This is a genomic window from Lawsonibacter sp. OA9 (assembly GCF_022440585.1).
The window spans coordinates 34,527-51,408 of the sequence record NZ_JAKNTI010000022.1 but is presented as its reverse complement, the minus strand read 5'-3'; the positions used below and the strand labels follow the sequence as shown (position 1 = coordinate 51,408).

The window sequence follows — 16,882 nt, the reverse complement described above, 5'->3', positions numbered from 1 at the left end:
ATTATTCCTCCAGGTCCGCCCGGCGGACCTCCACGCACCGCTTCTTCTCCGTGTCAATGGTAAACAGGCAGGCGTTGAGCTTGCAGTTCCCCTCCGCCTCCTCATACCGCCGGGGCAGTCCTCCCAGGAACAGATTGATGGAGTGCTCCGGCCGTATGCCCAGCACGGACCGCTTGGGACCTGTCATTCCAAGGTCGGTGACAAAGCCCGTGCCCTTGGGCAGGATCTGGCAGTCGGCGGTGGGCACATGGGTGTGGGTGCCCCAGACGGCCTGGACCCTCCCATCCAGATACCAGGCCATGGCCCCCTTCTCGCTGGTGGCCTCGGCGTGGAAGTCTACCAGGGCCAGGTCGTAGTCCTGCCCCCGGAGGAGGAAATTGGTGGCCTTAAAGGGGCTGTCCAGGTTGGGGTTCAGCTCCACCCGGCCCATCAGGTTCAGGACAGCGACGCGCTGGCCCTGGCACTGGTATATCCCCATTCCCCGGCCCGGCACCCGGCCGGCGTAGTTGGCCGGACGGAGGATATGGGGGTCCTTGTCCAAAAATTCGCCGATCTGGATACGGTTCCAGGTGTGGTTGCCCAAGGTGATAACGTCGGCCCCCGCCTCCAGCATCCGCCGGGCCTGGGCGGGGGTGATGCCCACACCAGAGGCGTTCTCCCCATTGACCACGGCAAAGTGGGCCCCGGTGTCCTCCCGCAGCTCCCGCAGCCGGCGGGCCAGGATATCCTGGCCTCCCTCGCCCACCACATCCCCCACGGCCAGTATCTTCAACAGCATAACAAAGCCCCTCCTCCAAGTTGGTACCACTTCTATTCAAATGGATTATACCGTATCCCAGGCCGGTCCGCAACCACCGGAGGCAAAAGAAAGCGCCGCCCATGGAGGTCATGGGCGGCACGGAGGGCCTGATTGCGGGGCGGAGGGGCAGATCAATAGGCCAGCTTCTCCTCCAGCCAGCCCTTCAGCCCGCTGATGGGAACACGGACCTGCGCTCCCACACAAAGCGGGCTTTGTGTGGGGCCCCAAGGCAATTAAAATCCTCGGACGGAATGGATCCGCCCTCCGGAAATTCTCCCTGCGGTCGAATTTTTAAACCGCCGCTTCAGCAGGCGGCATGGAGCAGGTGGCGGCCGTCTGCTTAATAGGCCAGCTTCTCCTCCAGCCAGCCCTTCAGCTCGCTGATGGGAACACGGACCTGCTCCATGGTGTCCCGGTCCCGGATGGTAACGGCGTTGTCCGCCTCATCGGTGTCGCTGCCCACGGTCTGGAAGTCCACGGTGATGCAGTAGGGGGTGCCGATCTCGTCCTGCCGGCGGTAACGCTTGCCGATGGAGCCGGCGTCGTCGTAGTCCACCATGAAATACTTGGACAGCTCGGCCTGGATCTCCCGGCCCTTGTCGGACAGCTTCTTGGACAGGGGAAGCACGGCGCACTTGAAGGGGGCCAGGGCAGGGTGGAGGCGCAGGACAGTGCGGACATCGTTCTTCTCGGCATCCACCACCTCCTCGTCATAGGCGTCCACCAGGAAGGCCAGTGTCACCCGGTCGGCGCCCAGGGAGGGCTCCACCACATAGGGGATATAGTGCTCGTTCTTCTCCTGGTCGAAGTAGGTCATGTCCTTGCCGGAGGTGTTCTGGTGGGCGGTCAGGTCGAAGTTGGTCCGGCTGGCCACGCCCCACAGCTCGCCCCAGCCGAAGGGGAATACGAACTCAAAGTCAGTGGTGGCGTTGGAGTAGTGGGACAGCTCCTCCGGGTCGTGGTCCCGCAGGCGTAAATTCTCATCCCTCATGCCCAGGTTCAACAGCCACTGATGGCAGAAGTCCTTCCAGTAGGCGAACCACTCCAGCTCGGTGCCTGGGGTGCAGAAGAACTCCAGCTCCATCTGCTCAAATTCACGGGTACGGAAGGTGAAGTTTCCGGGGGTGATCTCGTTGCGGAAGGACTTGCCCACCTGGCACACGCCGAAGGGCAGCTTCCGGCGGGTGGTGCGCTGGACGTTCTGGAAGTTGACAAAGATGCCCTGGGCGGTCTCGGGGCGGAGGTAGACGGTGTTTTTTGCGTCCTCGGTAACACCCTGGAAGGTCTTGAACATCAGGTTAAACTGGCGGATGTCGGTCCAGTTGTGCTTGCCGCAGGAGGGGCAGGGGATGTTGTGCTCCTCCACAAACTCCTTCATCTGGGCCTGGCTCATGGCGTCCACGCTGTGGCCCAGGTCAAAGCTGTTCTCCTGGCACCAATCCTCGATGACCTTGTCGGCGCGGAAGCGTTCCTTACACTCCTTGCAGTCCATCAGGGGGTCGGAGAAGCCGCCCACGTGGCCGGAGGCCACCCACACCTGGGGATTCATCAAAATGGCGGCGTCCAGGCCCACGTTGTAGGGGTTCTCCTGAACGAACTTCTTCCACCATGCCTTTTTCACATTGTTTTTCAGCTCCACACCCAGGGGGCCGTAGTCCCAGGTGTTGGCCAGTCCGCCGTAGATCTCGCTGCCGGAGAAAATGAAGCCCCGGCCCTTACACAGGTTGACGATCTTCTCCATGGTCTTTTCGGTGTTTTTCATGATGCTTGCTCCTTTTTCTTTGTTTTTTCGTTGAGAAGAAGACGGTAGGGCGGGGGCTTGCCCCCGCCGTTCTATCGGTTCATGTCCTGTGCCGGCGGCGGGGGCAAGCCCCCGCCCTACCAGGATCATGGGTTCTTCTCATGGCCCAGAGCAAAAAAAGCGCCCCGAGCCCTTTGGGCTCAGGGCGAATATGTTACAAATATCCGCGGTTCCACCTGAATTCGTGTCTGGCTGACACGCACTTCGTTCCCGGTAACGGCGGGGGACCGGCGGGCCATTTCCTGCCCGCGCTCCAGAGGCGCCTTCCCTTCGCGGCTTTGGAGGATTTTCACCAGCCATCCTCTCTCTGAAGCCCCGCCGCTGGGTACTATTCTCTGTCCTTGCTTTGAAGCGTATTGTATGACAGTTTTTCCCCGTTGTCAAGGGAATTTACGGTTTTTTCGCCCCGTCAGCCCCGTTTTTTTCCATCCGCTCCAGATGGGCCTTCAGGAGCAGATTGATATAGCTGGACAAAGAGCGGTCCTCTCTTTCAGCCAGACGCTTTGTCTGCTCCAGTACCGGGTCATCCAATGTAATACTGATTTTTGTTTTAAGCGGCTTCATACTTATCACCATATACGACTATACTATCAAATAGTATTTAATATTGACGAATCCTATCGAATCGCCTATAATCGTACTAAAAGAGGTGATGCATATGTATTCCAATGATTTTGAAGCCGCCTTCTCCTGCTTTTTAGAGCGGAGGGACTATGACGAGGCGGCGAACCAGATGTTCACCCTGGCCCGTCTGGCCTTTGCCGCTGGATGGCAGGCGGCGGGAGGGGCCCCGCCTCAGGAGGAGCCCATCTTTACCCTCCTCCGCGGCGGCGCGGAAGATGGACAGCGTGAAGCGGCCTCTCAGCCGGAAATCGGTTGAGAGGCCGCTTATTTCACGCCGGACAAGTCCGGCTCTCTTCATTTGATCTCATAGTCTCGGCCGAACTGGAGCTCACCGAAGTTAATGCGGCTGCCCCGGACTGGGGGCAGATCCTCCTCATCTTCGTCCTCCGCCTCGCCGCCCGACACGGGGCCAAACTCGGCGGTATCCTCCAGATCCTCAGGCTCCTCCTCCGCCTCCTGGCGGGCCTTCAAATTCTCCGCCGTGGCCTCCAGCATGGCCTGGTTCAGCAATCGCTGAACATTGTCGTCTATCTCGGACACCGTTTCCTCCACCGGATCAGGGGCCGGCTGGGGCTGGGCGTCGGGACACATCTCGCCCAGCTGGTCCAAAAATTCCTCCTGCTTGGCGTGGATGGCCCGCAGCTTATCCACAAAGGCGGCGGTGGCGTTCTTGGCCTGCTGAAGCCGGAACTCCTCCGCCTCCACCTCCTTGGTAATGCTCTCCATACGCTGGCGCGCTTCGCCCTCCGCCTCGTGGATCAGGGCGGCACGCTTCTGCTCCGCCTCCCGGACCAGATCATCCGCCCGGCGCTGGGCGATCATAAAGGCCTGCCGCATGGCGTCCTCGGTGGCCCGGTACTCCTCCACCTTGTCGGCCAACACCTTCATCTTGCTTTTCAGCACGGCGTTCTCGCTGTACAGGGCGGAGTAATCCGCCGTCAGAATATCCAAAAATTCGTCCACCTGGGACATATTGTAGCCGTTGAAGGTGGCCTTTTGAAAGGCGCGCTCAGACACTTCCTGGGGCGTAAGCATAGTGTGATCCCTCCTAAAATCTTTCTACTGCCAAAAGGGAAGCGGGCCGACGGGTATGCCGGCCCTTCCAATTTACGGCGCTTGCCGCGCCGCCCCATCCGTGACGGGGCTTGGGCGGCGATCTCAGAAATATAGCCCGTTGTTCTCCAGTTCGTCGATCAGGTCGCCCAGGATATCCACGTTGTAAGGGGTGATGATATAGGTGGAGATGGCCACCTTTTTGATCTTGCCCTCGTTGGCGTAGGCCACGCCGGACAGGAAGTCCAGCAGGCGGCGGGCGATCTCCTTGTTGGTGGACTCCAGGTTCAGCACCACCGTTCGCTTCTCCCGCAGATGGTCGGCGATGGCGGAGGCGTCCTCAAACTTCTCCGGTTTGACCAGCACCACCTGGAGCTGGGTCGCCGCCCGGATGTTGACCACCTTGTTGCTCCGGCGCTCCTCCTCCTGGGAGGAGCCGTACAGGGTGTCCACATTCCGGGAGGACCGCTCCAACCGCTCGGGCCGCTCCCGGCGCTCTGCCCGTGGGGCGGGGGCGTCGAAGTCGTCAAAGCCATCAAAGTCGTCGTCGGGCTCCTCGTCCTCATAGGGGTGGGCCAAACGCTTAAATTCGTCAAAAAGTCCCATCACACGTTCCTCTTTTCTTCAGCGCGTCATTTGTGTATGTCCGTCCGGGGCGTGCCCATGGGAGGCCGGGGCCCAAACAGGGCGGTGCCCACCCGGACAAGAGTAGATCCCTCGGCGATGGCGTCGGCGTAGTCGCCGCTCATCCCCATGGACAGACAGTCTATACTAGCTTGATTATCCGACATTTTCTCCTTTATGTCAACAAAAAGCTGTCGCATGGCCTGAAAATATGGCCGGTTGGAACCAATTTCCAGTGAGACCGGAGGAATAGCCATCAGGCCCCGGAGCCGGACATGGGGAAGCTGGGCCGTCAGCTGGGCCAGCTCCTCCGCCTCCTGAGGGGAGCAGCCCCCCTTGCTCTCCTCGCCGGCGATGTTGACCTCCAGCAAGATGTCCTGGACAATGCCCAACTTCTCCGCCTGGCTGTGGATGGCCCGGAGCAGGCGCTCCGAGTCCACCGAATGGATGAGCTCCACCTTTCCCACCACCTGCTTGACCTTGTTGGTCTGGAGGTGGCCGATAAAGTGGACCCTGGCCCCCTCATAGGCCCCGGCCTCCAGGTGGGCGGTCAGCTCTTGAACCCGGTTTTCCCCGCACACCTGGACCCCGGCGGCAATAGCCGCCCGGATGGTTTCGTCCGTCTGTACCTTGGTGGCGGCGCACAGGGTGATCTCACCCGGCGTCCGGCCAGCGTCAGCCGCCGCCTGGGCGATTTTTGCCCGCACCGCCTGAATATTTTGTGCCAGCTCCATAAAATATGACCTTCTCTCTATCTCAAGGGATCTTCCCCTTTTGAATGCGCTTAGAATTGAAGCAGTTGGCCGTCAAACAGCCCGATGGCCTGGGTGATGACCTCGTCCCCGGCCCGCAGGGCATCGCTGCTGGTGGAAGTAGGCTTGACCACATAGTAGTCGCCGCCCTCCGTCACCACCTGGATGCCCTTAAACTCCGCCCGGCCGGCCACCAGCACATAGACGCCCAGCTTGCTGACCTCCCGCTCCTCGCCGGTCTCCTCATCCTTCTGGGTAGATTTTATCATGCGGACCGCCTCCTTGGGCACCCGCAGGCCGGAGAAGCTCTCAAAAATCAGCTCTGCCGTCTGATGGCGCAGCAGAGTAGTACGGGCCAGATACCGATCCGAGGAAAAGACCACCAGGGTCACCTCTCCCTCTGTGGGACCCACCTGCTCCACCCGCATGTCCACGTCCTGGGAGAAGTCCCCGGTAAACCGGAGGAGGGCCGTTCCCCCCTCCCGCAGCCGCTCCGCCGCCTCGTTGGGCAGGCTGGCGGCAAAGTACCACCGGTCGGAGGTGATAAGCTTGCCCACCGCGCCCTCGTCGGCGCTCTGGCTGTCCATCATGGCGGCCAGGGAGGAGGGGGTGAGCTGGAACACCGTTTCCGGAGTCAGCAAGCTCTCATAGCCGTCCACCAGGCTGGAGAACACGCCGGACCGGTCGGCGGTGATCCGGGTCGTGGCCCCGGAAGACTGCTTGTACAGAGCGGAACGCTGGCTCTTCAGGCTCTGGAGCTGGGCCGTCAAATCGGCGGAGGTGAGGCCGTCGCCGTAGGTATAGCCCCGCTTCAGGACGCCGCTCTTTACCTCCCGCACCTGATCCTCCAGATCGGCGTAGTCCCCCAGGGCCGTAGAGGCCCGCAGAGATACCACGGACTGGAGGATATCCTCATCCAGCCGGGCGGCCGACTCCACGTCGCCGCTCTGGGCGGCGGCATATTGGAGCAGCTCGATCTCCATGGACAGCCTGTCCAGCTCGGCCTGGTCGGCCTGGGCCTGGCTGTCCCGGTAGATAAGAGCCACGGTCTGGCCCACGCCCACCTTCTCTCCCTCGGTCCGGGTCACGTCCAGGATGCCGGCCTGACCGGACAGCGCCTTCTCCTCCCGGACCAGCAGACCATCGGCCTCCACGCTGTCGTTGACCGTGTAGGAGTAGGCCAGAGTGGTGGTGAAGGGGTCGTTCAAGGTGTCAAAGACGTAGTAGCCAAAGTAGATGGCCAGCGCCCCGGCGATGAGGACCATCACCAGCGTGATGACAGATTTTCCTTGCTTCATGGGTATTCTCTCTTTCTGTACAGCGTGCCTGCCCCGGCGGAACCCCGGAGGACCCGCAATTCACAGCCCTGGAGCCACTAGACCGCCCTTGAGACAGACGGTGGTCATTCCAGCTCCCCCGGATCGCACAGGGGCACCGGCCGCTCCGGAACGATGGTGGAAATGGCGTGTTTATAAATAATCTGCTGCTTTTCCCATGGGGGGCAAGCCCCCATGGGGTCCCGTTTTTTTATATCCTCGGGGCAAATGAATTGCCCCTCCGGAAATTGCCGGCTCGGCCGGCAATTTTACGCGCTTCGCGCGGGTCGCTGGCGCTCCCGCGGCAAGCAGCAGATTAGTCTCCCTCCCCGGGCTCGCACAGGGGCACCGGCCGCTCCGGAACGATGGTGGAAATGGCGTGTTTATAAATGATCTGCTGCTTGCCATCGCTGGTCAGCACTACAGTAAAGGCGTCAAATCCGGTGACATAGCCCCGCATCTGAAAGCCGTTCATCAAAAACATGGTGACGGGCCGGCGGTCCCGGCGGACCTGGGTCAGGAAAATCTCTTGAAGGTTGTTGGTTTTCTGCATGATATGTAGCACTCCTTTTTTCTTTAAGGGGGAAACCAGATTTGTTTTCCACCCTTGAGTGCTTCCACTATATACCAAAATCTTCCAGATATCCTGTCGAAACCTGGAGGGCCTGGGCAAAATTTGGCTCAGAGTCCCAAGTGATCCATTTGGCCGCCCCGTTCCGGCGGAACCAGGTGAGCTGCCGCTTGGCGTACTGACGGGAGCGCAGCTGGATCTCCCTCGCGGCCCGGTCCACATCCCCGTCTCCCCGCAGGGCGGCGGCCATCTCCTTATAGCCGATGGCCTGCATGGCAGTACACTTCTCCGGCACGCCGCTGTCCAGCAGGGAGCGGACCTCCTGTGCCAGCCCCCGTTCCATCATTTCGTCCACCCGGCGGTCGATACGGGCCCACATATCCTCCCGGCGCTGAAAGGCCAGGGTGATGGTCAGGGCGTCATAGCGGGGGGGCAGGGCGAGGGTCTCCCTGTTGTGCTGGGTGATGGTCTTTCCCGTGGACAGATAGACCTCCAGGGCACGGACGATCCGCTTCTCATCGTTGGGGTGGAGGCGGGCGGCGGTATCCGGGTCCGCCCTGGCCAGCTCGTCCAGCAGGGCCTGGCCCCCCTCCCGCCGGACCCGCTCCTCCAGTTGGGCACGGAGGGCGCTGTCCGGGTCAAAGTGGGCGAAGGTCCGCCCGGAAAGCAGGGAGTCGATATACAGTCCGGTCCCTCCGGCCACGATGGGCAGACCGCCCCGGGCGAGAATGTCGTCCACACAGCGGGCGGCCATGTCCACATACCGGGCCACAGAAAAGTTTTCCTCCGGCTCGGCCACATCCAGCATATGGTGGGGCACGCCCTCCATCTCCTCATGGGTGGGCTTGGCGGTGCCGATGTCCATGCGGCGGTAGATCTGCATGGAGTCGGCGGACACCACCTCGCCGCCCCGGGCCTTGGCCAGCGCCACCGCCAGCTTTGTCTTGCCGGAGGCGGTGGGGCCGCTGATGACTAAGATTTTTGGGGGCATAAGAGCCACCTCCGCTGTCAGTTACGTTGTCTTGGGCATAGGCCACATGGTCACCCCGTCCCGTGCCGCCCGGAGGAGCCCTAAAAACCCGTCCATTTGAGTATTAAAGCACCTGCTGCCCGCCTGTAAAAGGGCTTCCTTGTCCTCCGGGTCCATATAGAGGGTATCAGCGGCCATAGCCTCATTGATCCAGGGGGAGGCGCCCCCTATTGTGCCGAACACATCGCCGGCATTGACTTCTATCCTATGCCAGCCCCCGCCCTGGGGGGCCTCTCCCACCTGGATGGAATCTTTTTCCCGCATAGCCAAAGCGTTGCGGAGGGCCAGATCTCCCAGCACCAGCTTGGTAAAGGCGGGGCTGTTGGTGGTGATGATCCGGCCACGGGTGGCCTCAGGATATCCAAACTCCATATCTCCGCCCACGAGACCCATCACGTTCTGAACCCCCGCCCCCACCACGCTCTTGGCCCGGATGTGTAACGTATACTCCCCATCCAGCCACACCATGGTCCGGGCCCTCAGCACGTCTCTGCTGCTCCCTCCGGTGAATTCCGTGTCAAACCAGACCAGAAGGGGGGTCTTTTCCCCCTCCGCCAGTACCAGATATCCGTCCCAGCAGGAGTCTCCGTTGCCGAAGAAATAGCCGCCCCGCTCCTGCTGGTAGCGGGCCAGATACCGATTCCATTCGATCGCCATGGATCTTCACCTCCAACCACCGGGGGCGGTCTGCCGCCCCTCGCTTTTCGACGCTCCGTTTCCTTATGGAAAGGGGGCTTCCACGCCGGGAGCCCTTTTTTGATTTCTCCTCGGGGGAAAATAGATTCCCCCCTGCGGCGGCTGCGCCTGTAAAATATTGCCCTATCAGGCTCTTTTGAACTGTTTTTCCAATTCCTTTTTCGTCAGCTCGATGGCTACCGGCCGACCGTGAGGACAATATTTTACGCTGCCCTCCATGACCGCCTGGGCCACCCGCTCCAGCTCCTGAAGACTGGTCTTCCAGCCCCCCTTGATGGCCGCCTTGCAGGCCATGGTGTGGAGCAGCTCATCCCGGGCGGCGGCGGGGTCCGCCCCGCCCGTAGTCAGCAGCTTTTGGGCGATCTCCTCCAGAGTGGCGGGGATATCCTCCACCGCCACGTCAAAGGGGGCCTGACGGACCGCCAGGTCCTGCCCCAGCTGGTCCACCTCAAAGCCGAACTCCTCCAGCAGCGCCCCGTGGGCCAGCAGGACCTCCCGCTCCTGGGCGGACAGGCGGCAGATGGCGGGGGCCAGCAGGCTTTGGGCCATGGGGTCATAGCCCGACGCCTTCATCCGGTCAAAGTTCATCCGCTCATGGGCGGCGTGCTTGTCGATCAAATACACCGTGTCCCCCCGCTCCACGATGATATAGGTGTTGAGCACCTCCCCGGCCAAGCGCCAGCCCTCCTCCTGGGGGATAAGGGGGGTGTCCCCGGCGGAGGCGTCCCGCTCTTGACCAGGCCGCTCCTCCGCCACTGTCACTTGCGGCGGAGCCTCCTGATTCCTACGGGGCAGCTCCCCCTGCCCGGTGGAATCGCCCTTTTGCGGAATGGGGCTCCCTGTGGCGCGGCCGGGCGCCTCCTCCCGCCTCGCCGGGGCGGCCGGGGTCAGGACGGCGGCCAGAGGGCTGGGGCTGAAGCGCCCAACGGGCTTCCTCTCTCCGGCGGGGACGGCCGGCCGACCCTGGTAGCTGGTGTCATGGACCTGGACCACGCCGGACGGGACGCTCTCCCGGCGGGGGGGCTGGGGTAGGACGGGGGGCCTTTCCCCCTGCCGTCCCTCCGCCGCCCAGGACGGACCTCCGAGCCGGGTCTGGTTCGGCGTAACCGTGTCCTGGGGCCTCACCCCGGCCAGGACGGTGTTTTTCAGCTCCACCTGGGGGTGGGAGCGGTCGCTCTCCAGGGCGGAGAGGACCGCGTGGTATATGGCGGAAAATACCTGGCGCTCCTGGCCGAACTTCACCTCGGTCTTGGCGGGGTGGACGTTCACATCCACAGCGGACAGCTTTAACTCCAGATGGAGGACACAGCCTGGAAATTTGCCCACCATCTTCTGGTTTTGATAGGCCTGCTCCAGGGCGGCGGCCATCAGCGGGCTTTTCACCTGGCGGCCGTTGACGAAAAAGAACTGCCAGCTCCGGCTGCCCCGGCAGCAGGCGGGCATGGACACGAAGCCGGTCACAGTCATATCCTCGCCGCTGGCCTTCACCGGGCGGAAGCCCAGTGCCAGCTCCCGGCCCAGGACAGAATAGACGGCGGACTGGAGCTGTCCGTCACCGGGGGTGAGCAGCTCCTGCTTGCCGTCCCTGATAAATTTCACACTCACCTCCGGGTGGGACAGGGCCGCCCGCTGGACCACGGCAAAGACGGCCGCCCCCTCGGCGGCGTCCTTTTTCATGAATTTCAGCCGGGCGGGGGTGTTGTAGAACAGGTCCCGCACCACCATGGTGGTGCCCAGGGGGCAGCCCGCCTCCTCCACCTGTCCCGGTACTCCGCCCTCCAGGGCCAGGGAGGCCCCCAGAGGGGCGTCCGCTGTCCGGGTCATCACCTCCACACGGGACACGGCGGAGATGGCGGCCAGAGCCTCCCCCCGGAAACCCAGGGTGCCAATGGCCTCCAGGTCATACTCAGTGCGCAGCTTGCTGGTGGCGTGGCGGAGGAAGGCGGTTTTCAGCTCCCCGGCGGGGATGCCCTTCCCGTCGTCCGTCACCCGGAGGAAGGTCATTCCTCCGTGGGAGATCTCCACCGTGATGGCGGAGGCCCCAGCGTCGATGGCGTTCTCCATCAGCTCCTTGGCCACGCTGGCGGGCCGCTCTACGACTTCACCGGCGGCGATCAGGTCGGCAACATGGGGGTCTAACACTTGGATATTTGGCATGATATACCTCTTTTTCTGTTCTAAGCTGTGGGGCGTTCAGGCCGCTGTGCCTACAACACTGTGGCAACGCTGTCCGGATCCACCGCCGCCCGGCGCGGCTTTTTTGCGTCCAGATAAACAGTGACCGGTCCGGATCTGACCGGCTCCCGCCATATCAGGGGGCTTTGAACGGTGTACTCCCTTCCCTCCCAGGTGTATCGGCACGAAACACTCCAGGGGGAATTCTTTCCCGGAAAATTGATCCAGTCATTTTCATTCCAGGTGATAAAAATGTGGCGCCGAATCTCCAGGATCTCTCCCGGAACAGGCTGTCCCTCCGTCAACAGGCGGATGCGGGCGGCTTTTTTACTCCGTGCCCACAGGTCGCACGCCCCTCCAACAGCCAGAATGACCAGTCCCATAGGGAGAAATCCCCGCGCCTCACCCGCTTTCATGGGCAGGTCTAATACATACCCCAGCAGGCCCAGCACAGAAAACAAAGTACCCAGAGCCATAAGTATTAAGGCCGCTATTTGGGATATGGAATCCGGGCTGTTTTTTCCGGCGTTTTTGCGGGACATGGTCAGCCCTCCTCCTGAAACAGCAGCTCCATCATCCGCTCCGGGGCCTCCAGAAACCGCCGTGTCAGCTGATAGTGCTCTGTATCTCGATAGTTCACCTGGGAGATCCCTGTTTCTGACAACTGATAGATACAGGCGCCGGGGTAAGCCATCAGGATCGGGGAATGGGTGGCGATGAGAAACTGGGAGTCCCGTCCCACCAGATGGCGGATGTGGACCAGCAGAGTCATCAGCCGGGCAGGGGAGAGGGCGGCCTCCGGCTCGTCCAGCAGGTATAGGCCCTGGCCGCCAAAGCGGTGCTCCACCAGGGAGAGGAAGCTCTCCCCGTGGGACTGCCGGTGGAGGGACACCCCGCCGTAGCTGTCAATGACCCGTCCGCCCGGCCCCGGCTCCTCGTCCATCTCATCGATGTTGGTAGCCACGTTATAGAAGCTCTCCGCCCGAAGAAAAAAGCCGTCCCGTGGGTAGCTCCTTCGCCCCACCGTCAGATAGCGGTGCAGGGGAGAGTGGGTGTCACGGGTGGAAAAGCTGAAATTTCGGGTGCCTCCCTCGGCGTTGAAGCCACAGGCCACCGCAATGGCCTCCAACAGAGTGGATTTGCCCGTGCCGTTCTCCCCCACCAAAAAGGTGACGGGAGCGGGGAAGGTCAGGGGGTGGTCCCGGCCCCCCAGGGCCCGGACGGCCGGGAGGGCGGCAAGATAGCTGTCCGCCGGGACAGGCTGATTTAAGTAGATACGGTCGATATAGCGGCGGTCCATGGCGCTCCCCTCACTGGGCCAGATCCTGCTTCAGCTCGGCCAACAGATTCAGCGCCTCGATGGGGGAGAGGACGTTCACATCGGTCATCCGCAGCTTCTTCAGCACGGTCTGGCCCCCCAGGTCGCCCAGGGAGATCTGCTCCTCAACCGATGGCTGTGTCCCGGCAGCGGGCTGGGGTACTCCTGCCTCCAATTCCTCCAGAATCTCCCTGGCCCGGCGCACCACCCGGTCGGGCACCCCGGCCAGCTTGGCCACCTCCACGCCGTAGCTCTGATCGGCCCCGCCCCGGACGATCTTCCGCAGAAAGATGACGTCAGAGCCCTTTTTCTTGGCGGCGATGTTGTAGTTCTTCACCCCTGGGATCTGGCCCTCCAGAGCGGTAAGCTCATGGTAGTGGGTGGCGAACAGGGTCTTGGCCCCCAGCCGCCTGGGGTCGGCGCAGTGCTCCAGCACCGCCCGGGCGATGGCCATGCCGTCATAGGTGGAGGTGCCCCGGCCGATCTCGTCCAGGATCAGCAGGGATCGCCGGGTGGCGTTTTTCAGCAGGGCGGCCACCTCGGTCATCTCTACCATAAAGGTGGACTGGCCAGCGGACAGGTCGTCGCTGGCTCCGATGCGGGTAAACACCCGGTCCACCACCCCGATATGGGCCGACTTGGCGGGGACGAAGGAGCCCATCTGGGCCATGAGGACGATGAGGGCCACCTGGCGCATATAGGTGGACTTGCCCGCCATATTCGGGCCGGTAATGATGGCGCACATATCCTGGCCGCAGTCCATGTGGGTATCGTTGGGGACAAAGAGGGCATTTTTCAACACCTTTTCCACCACGGGGTGGCGGCCCTCCACAATGGTCAGAGAGTTGGAGGCGTCCACCTGAGGCATACAGTAGCCGTTGGCGGCGGCCACAGCAGCGAAGGAGTTGAGCACGTCCACCTGGGCCACGGCGGCGGCGGACTTCTGCACCCGGTGGACCTGGGCGCACACGGCCCCCTTTAATTGGCAGAAGATCTGGTACTCCAGGGCGGTCACCTTATCCTGGGCGGACAGGATGGCGTGCTCCAGCTCCTTCAGCTCCTGGGAGATGTACCGCTCGGCGTTCACCGTAGTCTGCTTCCGGGCCCACTCAGGGGGCACCAGGTCGATCTGGGACTTGGCCACCTCGATGTAATAGCCAAAGACCTTGTTGCTCTTGATCTTCATGTTCTTGATGCCCGTCTGCTCCTTGGTCCGGGCCTCCAGCTGGGCCAGCAGCTCGGCGGAGTGCTCCAGCAGGTTGCGCTGCTCGTCCACCTCCGGATCATAGCCATCCCGAATAAAGCCGCCCTCCCGGACGGAGAAGGGGGGCTCGTCCACCAGGGCCCGGTCCAGCAGGTCCCGGACCTCGGGCAGGTCGTCCAGCTCCTCCCGGAGGGACTGGAGCAGGGCAGAGGGACAGTGGCCCAGCAGTTCCCGAATACGGGGCAGTCGGGCCAGGCCGCCCGACAGGGCCACCAGGTCCCTCCCGCCGGCGGAGCCATAGACCACCCGGCCGATGAGCCGCTCCAGGTCGGTGACTTCCCGCAGGGTGAGGGCCAGCTCCTCCCGGGTGATGATGTCCTCCACCAGGTCGGACACGGCCTGCTGCCGCCGGCCGATCTGGACTGGGGAGAGGAGGGGCCGCTCCATCCAGCCCCGGAGCAGGCGGCCGCCCATAGCGGTCTTTGTCTTGTCCAGCACCCACAGCAGGGAGCCCTTCTTGTCCTTGGACCGGAGGGTGGAGGTGAGCTCCAGGGTCTGCCGGGCGGTCAGGTCCAGCTCCATGAACTGCTCGGCGGTGTAGTAGGTAAAGTTGGCGATGTGGGACAGGTCTGTCTTCTGGGTCTCGTAGAGATAGGTCAGCAGGCCGCCGGCGGCCTGGACCGCCCCCTCGTCCCCCCGAGGCAGGGTGTCCAGCCCGGCCTTAAACTGCTTTTCCACCAGGGGACGGGCGGCGTCCAGGCGGAACCTGGCCTCCCCACCGTTCTCACAGGGGCAGTCCAGCCGCTCCCGCAGGAAGGGAACCAGGCCGTCAAGCTGAAACGCCCCGTCGGACAGCACCGCCTCGGCGGGGTGAAATCTACCCAGCTCGTTCTCCAGGTGGTCCAGGGCCTCCGCTCCGGCGGGGAAAGAGGTGGCGTACACCTCGCCGGTGGAGATGTCGCACAGGCACAGGCCAAAGGCGGCCGAGTCGGCGTAGACGGCGCAGATGTAGTTGTTTTTCCCCTCCTCCAGCATGGAGGAGGCGATGACGGTGCCCGGAGTGATAACCCGGATGATCTCTCGGTCTACCAGGCCCTTGGCCAGAGCCGGGTCCTCGGTCTGCTCGCAGATGGCCACCTTGTAGCCCTTGGCGATGAGCCGGGCGATATAGCTGTCACAGGAGTGATAGGGGACCCCGCACATGGGGGTGCGCTCCTCCGGGGGCTTGTTCCGGTCCCGGGTGGTCAGCGTCAGGTCCAGCTCCTTGGACACCAGCTTGGCGTCCTCGTTGAACATCTCGTAGAAGTCGCCCAGCCGGAAAAACAGGATGGAGTCCGGGTTCTGGGCCTTGATATCCAGGTATTGCTGCATCATGGGGGTGGTTTCTGCCGGCATAGGGGGCACCTACTTTCTTCTCTCTCTACTCAATCAGCTCCCCAAACAGGGACCACTTGTTGGCGTCGGTGATCTTCACATCCCGGAACTGGCCCAGGGCGGATCTGCCGCCCACCACTCGGACCAGGCGGTTTCCGGGGGTGCGGGCGGTAAGGTCGTACCGCTCGTCGTCGGACAGTCCGTCCAGCAGACAGCGCACGGTCCTGCCGACATAGGCCCGGTGCTTCTCCTCGGAGATGGCGTCTTGAAGGGCGGTCAGCCGGTTGAAGTTGGCCAGCTTCTCCTCCCGGGGCATGGGATCGTCCATGTTGGCCGCCGGGGTCCCCACCCGGGGGGAAAAAATGAAGGTGAACAGGGCGTCAAAGCGGACCTCCTCCAGCACCTTTAAGGTGTCCTCAAACTCCTCGGTGGTCTCCCCAGGGAAGCCCACGATGATGTCGGAGGTCAGTACGATATCGGGGATCAGGGACTTTAGGTCCCGAATCTTTTCTAAATACTGCTCTCTGGTATGCCTCCGGTTCATCACCTTCAGCACCCGGTCATTTCCCGCCTGGAAGGGCAGGTGGAGGACGGGGGCCACCTTCTCACACCGAGCCATGGTTTCAAACAGCTTGTGGGTGGCGTCCTTGGGGTGAGAGGTCATGAAGCGGATGAGAAACTCCCCAGGGATAGCGTTGACCCGCTCCAGCAGGTCGGCGAAATCCATCGGCTCCTCCAAATCCTTGCCGTAGGAGTTCACATTCTGACCCAGCAGGGTGATGTCCTTATAGCCCTCCCGCGCCAGCTCCTCCACTTCCTGGAGGATATCCTCCGGCCTCCGGGACCGCTCCCGCCCCCTGACATATGGCACAATGCAGTAGGAGCAGAAGTTGTTGCACCCGTACATGATGGACACCCATGCCTTCACCTTATCCTGGCGGACTACCGGAATGCCCTCAGCGATGGAACCCGCCTCGTCAGCGTTGGAGAAGATGCGGCCCCGCTGGGTCAGCAGGGTGTAGATCATCTCCGGAAACTTCCACAGTGCGTGAGGGCCAAAGACCAGGTCCACATGGCGGTAGGACTGGCGTATCTTTTCAGCCACATGAGGCTCCTGCATCATACAGCCGCACAGGCAGATCAGCTGCTCCGGGTGGCGGCGCTTCACATGGACCAGCGCGCCCACGTTGCCCAGCACCCGCTGCTCGGCGTGTTCCCGGATGGCGCAGGTGTTGATGACGATGATCCGGGCCCGCTCCTCGTCGTCCGTAAAGCCGAAGCCCATCTTTTTCAGATAGCCCCGGATGCGCTCGCTGTCCGCCTCGTTCTGCTGGCAGCCATAGGTGTCCACAAAGGCCAGAGGCCGCTCCGGCCACTGGGCGGTGACGGCGGCGACCTGTTCGCAGTACCAAAGCTGGCGCTCTACGTCGCCCTGGGGGATGATCGTAGTGGTCTTTTCCATGTTGTTCCTCCCGATACAGGGGTATTTGCCGCCCTGTTTCGGGCGCACATACTGAATCATTATATTATAGCATTTATTGAGCG

The 16,882-nt window shown here is 62.4% G+C and carries 17 protein-coding genes; 1 reads left to right on the top strand and 16 read right to left on the bottom strand.

Translation table 11 applies throughout. The features are described from left to right. Position 1 precedes the first annotated feature (1 nt). The 3 genes from MCG44_RS01190 to MCG44_RS01180 form a co-directional block, all read right to left on the bottom strand. Positions 2-778 (bottom strand): TIGR00282 family metallophosphoesterase, encoded by a 777-nt coding sequence (locus tag MCG44_RS01190; RefSeq protein WP_147572471.1) that lies wholly within the window; start codon positions 776-778, stop codon positions 2-4. 361 nt (positions 779-1,139) lie between these two features. Beyond that, entirely contained in the window at positions 1,140-2,561 is a 1,422-nt protein-coding gene (locus tag MCG44_RS01185; RefSeq protein WP_240286379.1) for a glycine--tRNA ligase, read from the bottom strand. Positions 2,562-2,990: 429 nt separating this feature from the next. Next, positions 2,991-3,164, bottom strand: coding sequence for a ribbon-helix-helix domain-containing protein (locus MCG44_RS01180; protein WP_240286377.1), 174 nt, complete (start codon positions 3,162-3,164; stop codon positions 2,991-2,993). Between the two features lie 94 nt (positions 3,165-3,258). On the opposite strand from MCG44_RS01180, the gene MCG44_RS01175 reads away from it, so the two are divergent. Beyond that, positions 3,259-3,480: a hypothetical protein gene (locus MCG44_RS01175; RefSeq protein ID WP_240286375.1), complete on the top strand. Its 222-nt coding sequence runs from the start codon at positions 3,259-3,261 to the stop codon at positions 3,478-3,480. Positions 3,481-3,518: 38 nt separating this feature from the next. Here the strand turns inward: MCG44_RS01175 and MCG44_RS01170 are convergent, their stop codons facing one another. The 13 genes from MCG44_RS01170 to miaB form a co-directional block, all read right to left on the bottom strand. Beyond that, complete coding sequence (locus MCG44_RS01170) at positions 3,519-4,259, bottom strand: DivIVA domain-containing protein (RefSeq protein WP_147572475.1); 741 nt, start codon at positions 4,257-4,259, stop codon at positions 3,519-3,521. Positions 4,260-4,382: 123 nt separating this feature from the next. Further along, the gene (locus MCG44_RS01165) at positions 4,383-4,883 is read right to left on the bottom strand and encodes a cell division protein SepF (protein ID WP_147572476.1); all 501 of its coding nucleotides are present in this window, start codon (positions 4,881-4,883) and stop codon (positions 4,383-4,385) included. A 26-nt stretch (positions 4,884-4,909) separates the two neighbouring features. Continuing rightward, positions 4,910-5,635: a YggS family pyridoxal phosphate-dependent enzyme gene (locus tag MCG44_RS01160; RefSeq protein ID WP_240286373.1), complete on the bottom strand. Its 726-nt coding sequence runs from the start codon at positions 5,633-5,635 to the stop codon at positions 4,910-4,912. Positions 5,636-5,685: 50 nt separating this feature from the next. Further along, positions 5,686-6,951 carry an HlyD family efflux transporter periplasmic adaptor subunit gene (locus MCG44_RS01155; RefSeq protein WP_240286371.1) on the bottom strand — a complete coding sequence of 422 codons (1,266 nt, stop codon included), beginning with the start codon at positions 6,949-6,951 and terminating at the stop codon, positions 5,686-5,688. Between the two features lie 104 nt (positions 6,952-7,055). After that, the gene (locus MCG44_RS01150) at positions 7,056-7,166 is read right to left on the bottom strand and encodes an RNA chaperone Hfq (protein WP_147572479.1); all 111 of its coding nucleotides are present in this window, start codon (positions 7,164-7,166) and stop codon (positions 7,056-7,058) included. A 119-nt stretch (positions 7,167-7,285) separates the two neighbouring features. Then, positions 7,286-7,522 (bottom strand): RNA chaperone Hfq, encoded by a 237-nt coding sequence (hfq, locus tag MCG44_RS01145; protein ID WP_147572480.1) that lies wholly within the window; start codon positions 7,520-7,522, stop codon positions 7,286-7,288. A gap of 67 nt (positions 7,523-7,589) precedes the next feature. Next, the gene (gene miaA / locus MCG44_RS01140) at positions 7,590-8,531 is read right to left on the bottom strand and encodes a tRNA (adenosine(37)-N6)-dimethylallyltransferase MiaA (RefSeq protein ID WP_147572481.1); all 942 of its coding nucleotides are present in this window, start codon (positions 8,529-8,531) and stop codon (positions 7,590-7,592) included. 21 nt (positions 8,532-8,552) lie between these two features. After that, positions 8,553-9,227: a hypothetical protein gene (locus MCG44_RS01135; RefSeq protein ID WP_240286369.1), complete on the bottom strand. Its 675-nt coding sequence runs from the start codon at positions 9,225-9,227 to the stop codon at positions 8,553-8,555. Positions 9,228-9,392: 165 nt separating this feature from the next. Further along, complete coding sequence (mutL, locus tag MCG44_RS01130) at positions 9,393-11,423, bottom strand: DNA mismatch repair endonuclease MutL (RefSeq protein WP_240286367.1); 2,031 nt, start codon at positions 11,421-11,423, stop codon at positions 9,393-9,395. 50 nt (positions 11,424-11,473) lie between these two features. Next, positions 11,474-11,983: a hypothetical protein gene (locus tag MCG44_RS01125; protein ID WP_147572485.1), complete on the bottom strand. Its 510-nt coding sequence runs from the start codon at positions 11,981-11,983 to the stop codon at positions 11,474-11,476. A 2-nt stretch (positions 11,984-11,985) separates the two neighbouring features. Further along, complete coding sequence (locus tag MCG44_RS01120; RefSeq protein WP_186852936.1) at positions 11,986-12,741, bottom strand: AAA family ATPase; 756 nt, start codon at positions 12,739-12,741, stop codon at positions 11,986-11,988. Between the two features lie 10 nt (positions 12,742-12,751). Then, positions 12,752-15,358 (bottom strand): DNA mismatch repair protein MutS, encoded by a 2,607-nt coding sequence (gene mutS / locus MCG44_RS01115; protein ID WP_240286365.1) that lies wholly within the window; start codon positions 15,356-15,358, stop codon positions 12,752-12,754. Positions 15,359-15,383: 25 nt separating this feature from the next. After that, positions 15,384-16,799 (bottom strand): tRNA (N6-isopentenyl adenosine(37)-C2)-methylthiotransferase MiaB, encoded by a 1,416-nt coding sequence (miaB, locus tag MCG44_RS01110; RefSeq protein ID WP_147572488.1) that lies wholly within the window; start codon positions 16,797-16,799, stop codon positions 15,384-15,386. Between the last annotated feature and the right edge of the window lie 83 nt (positions 16,800-16,882).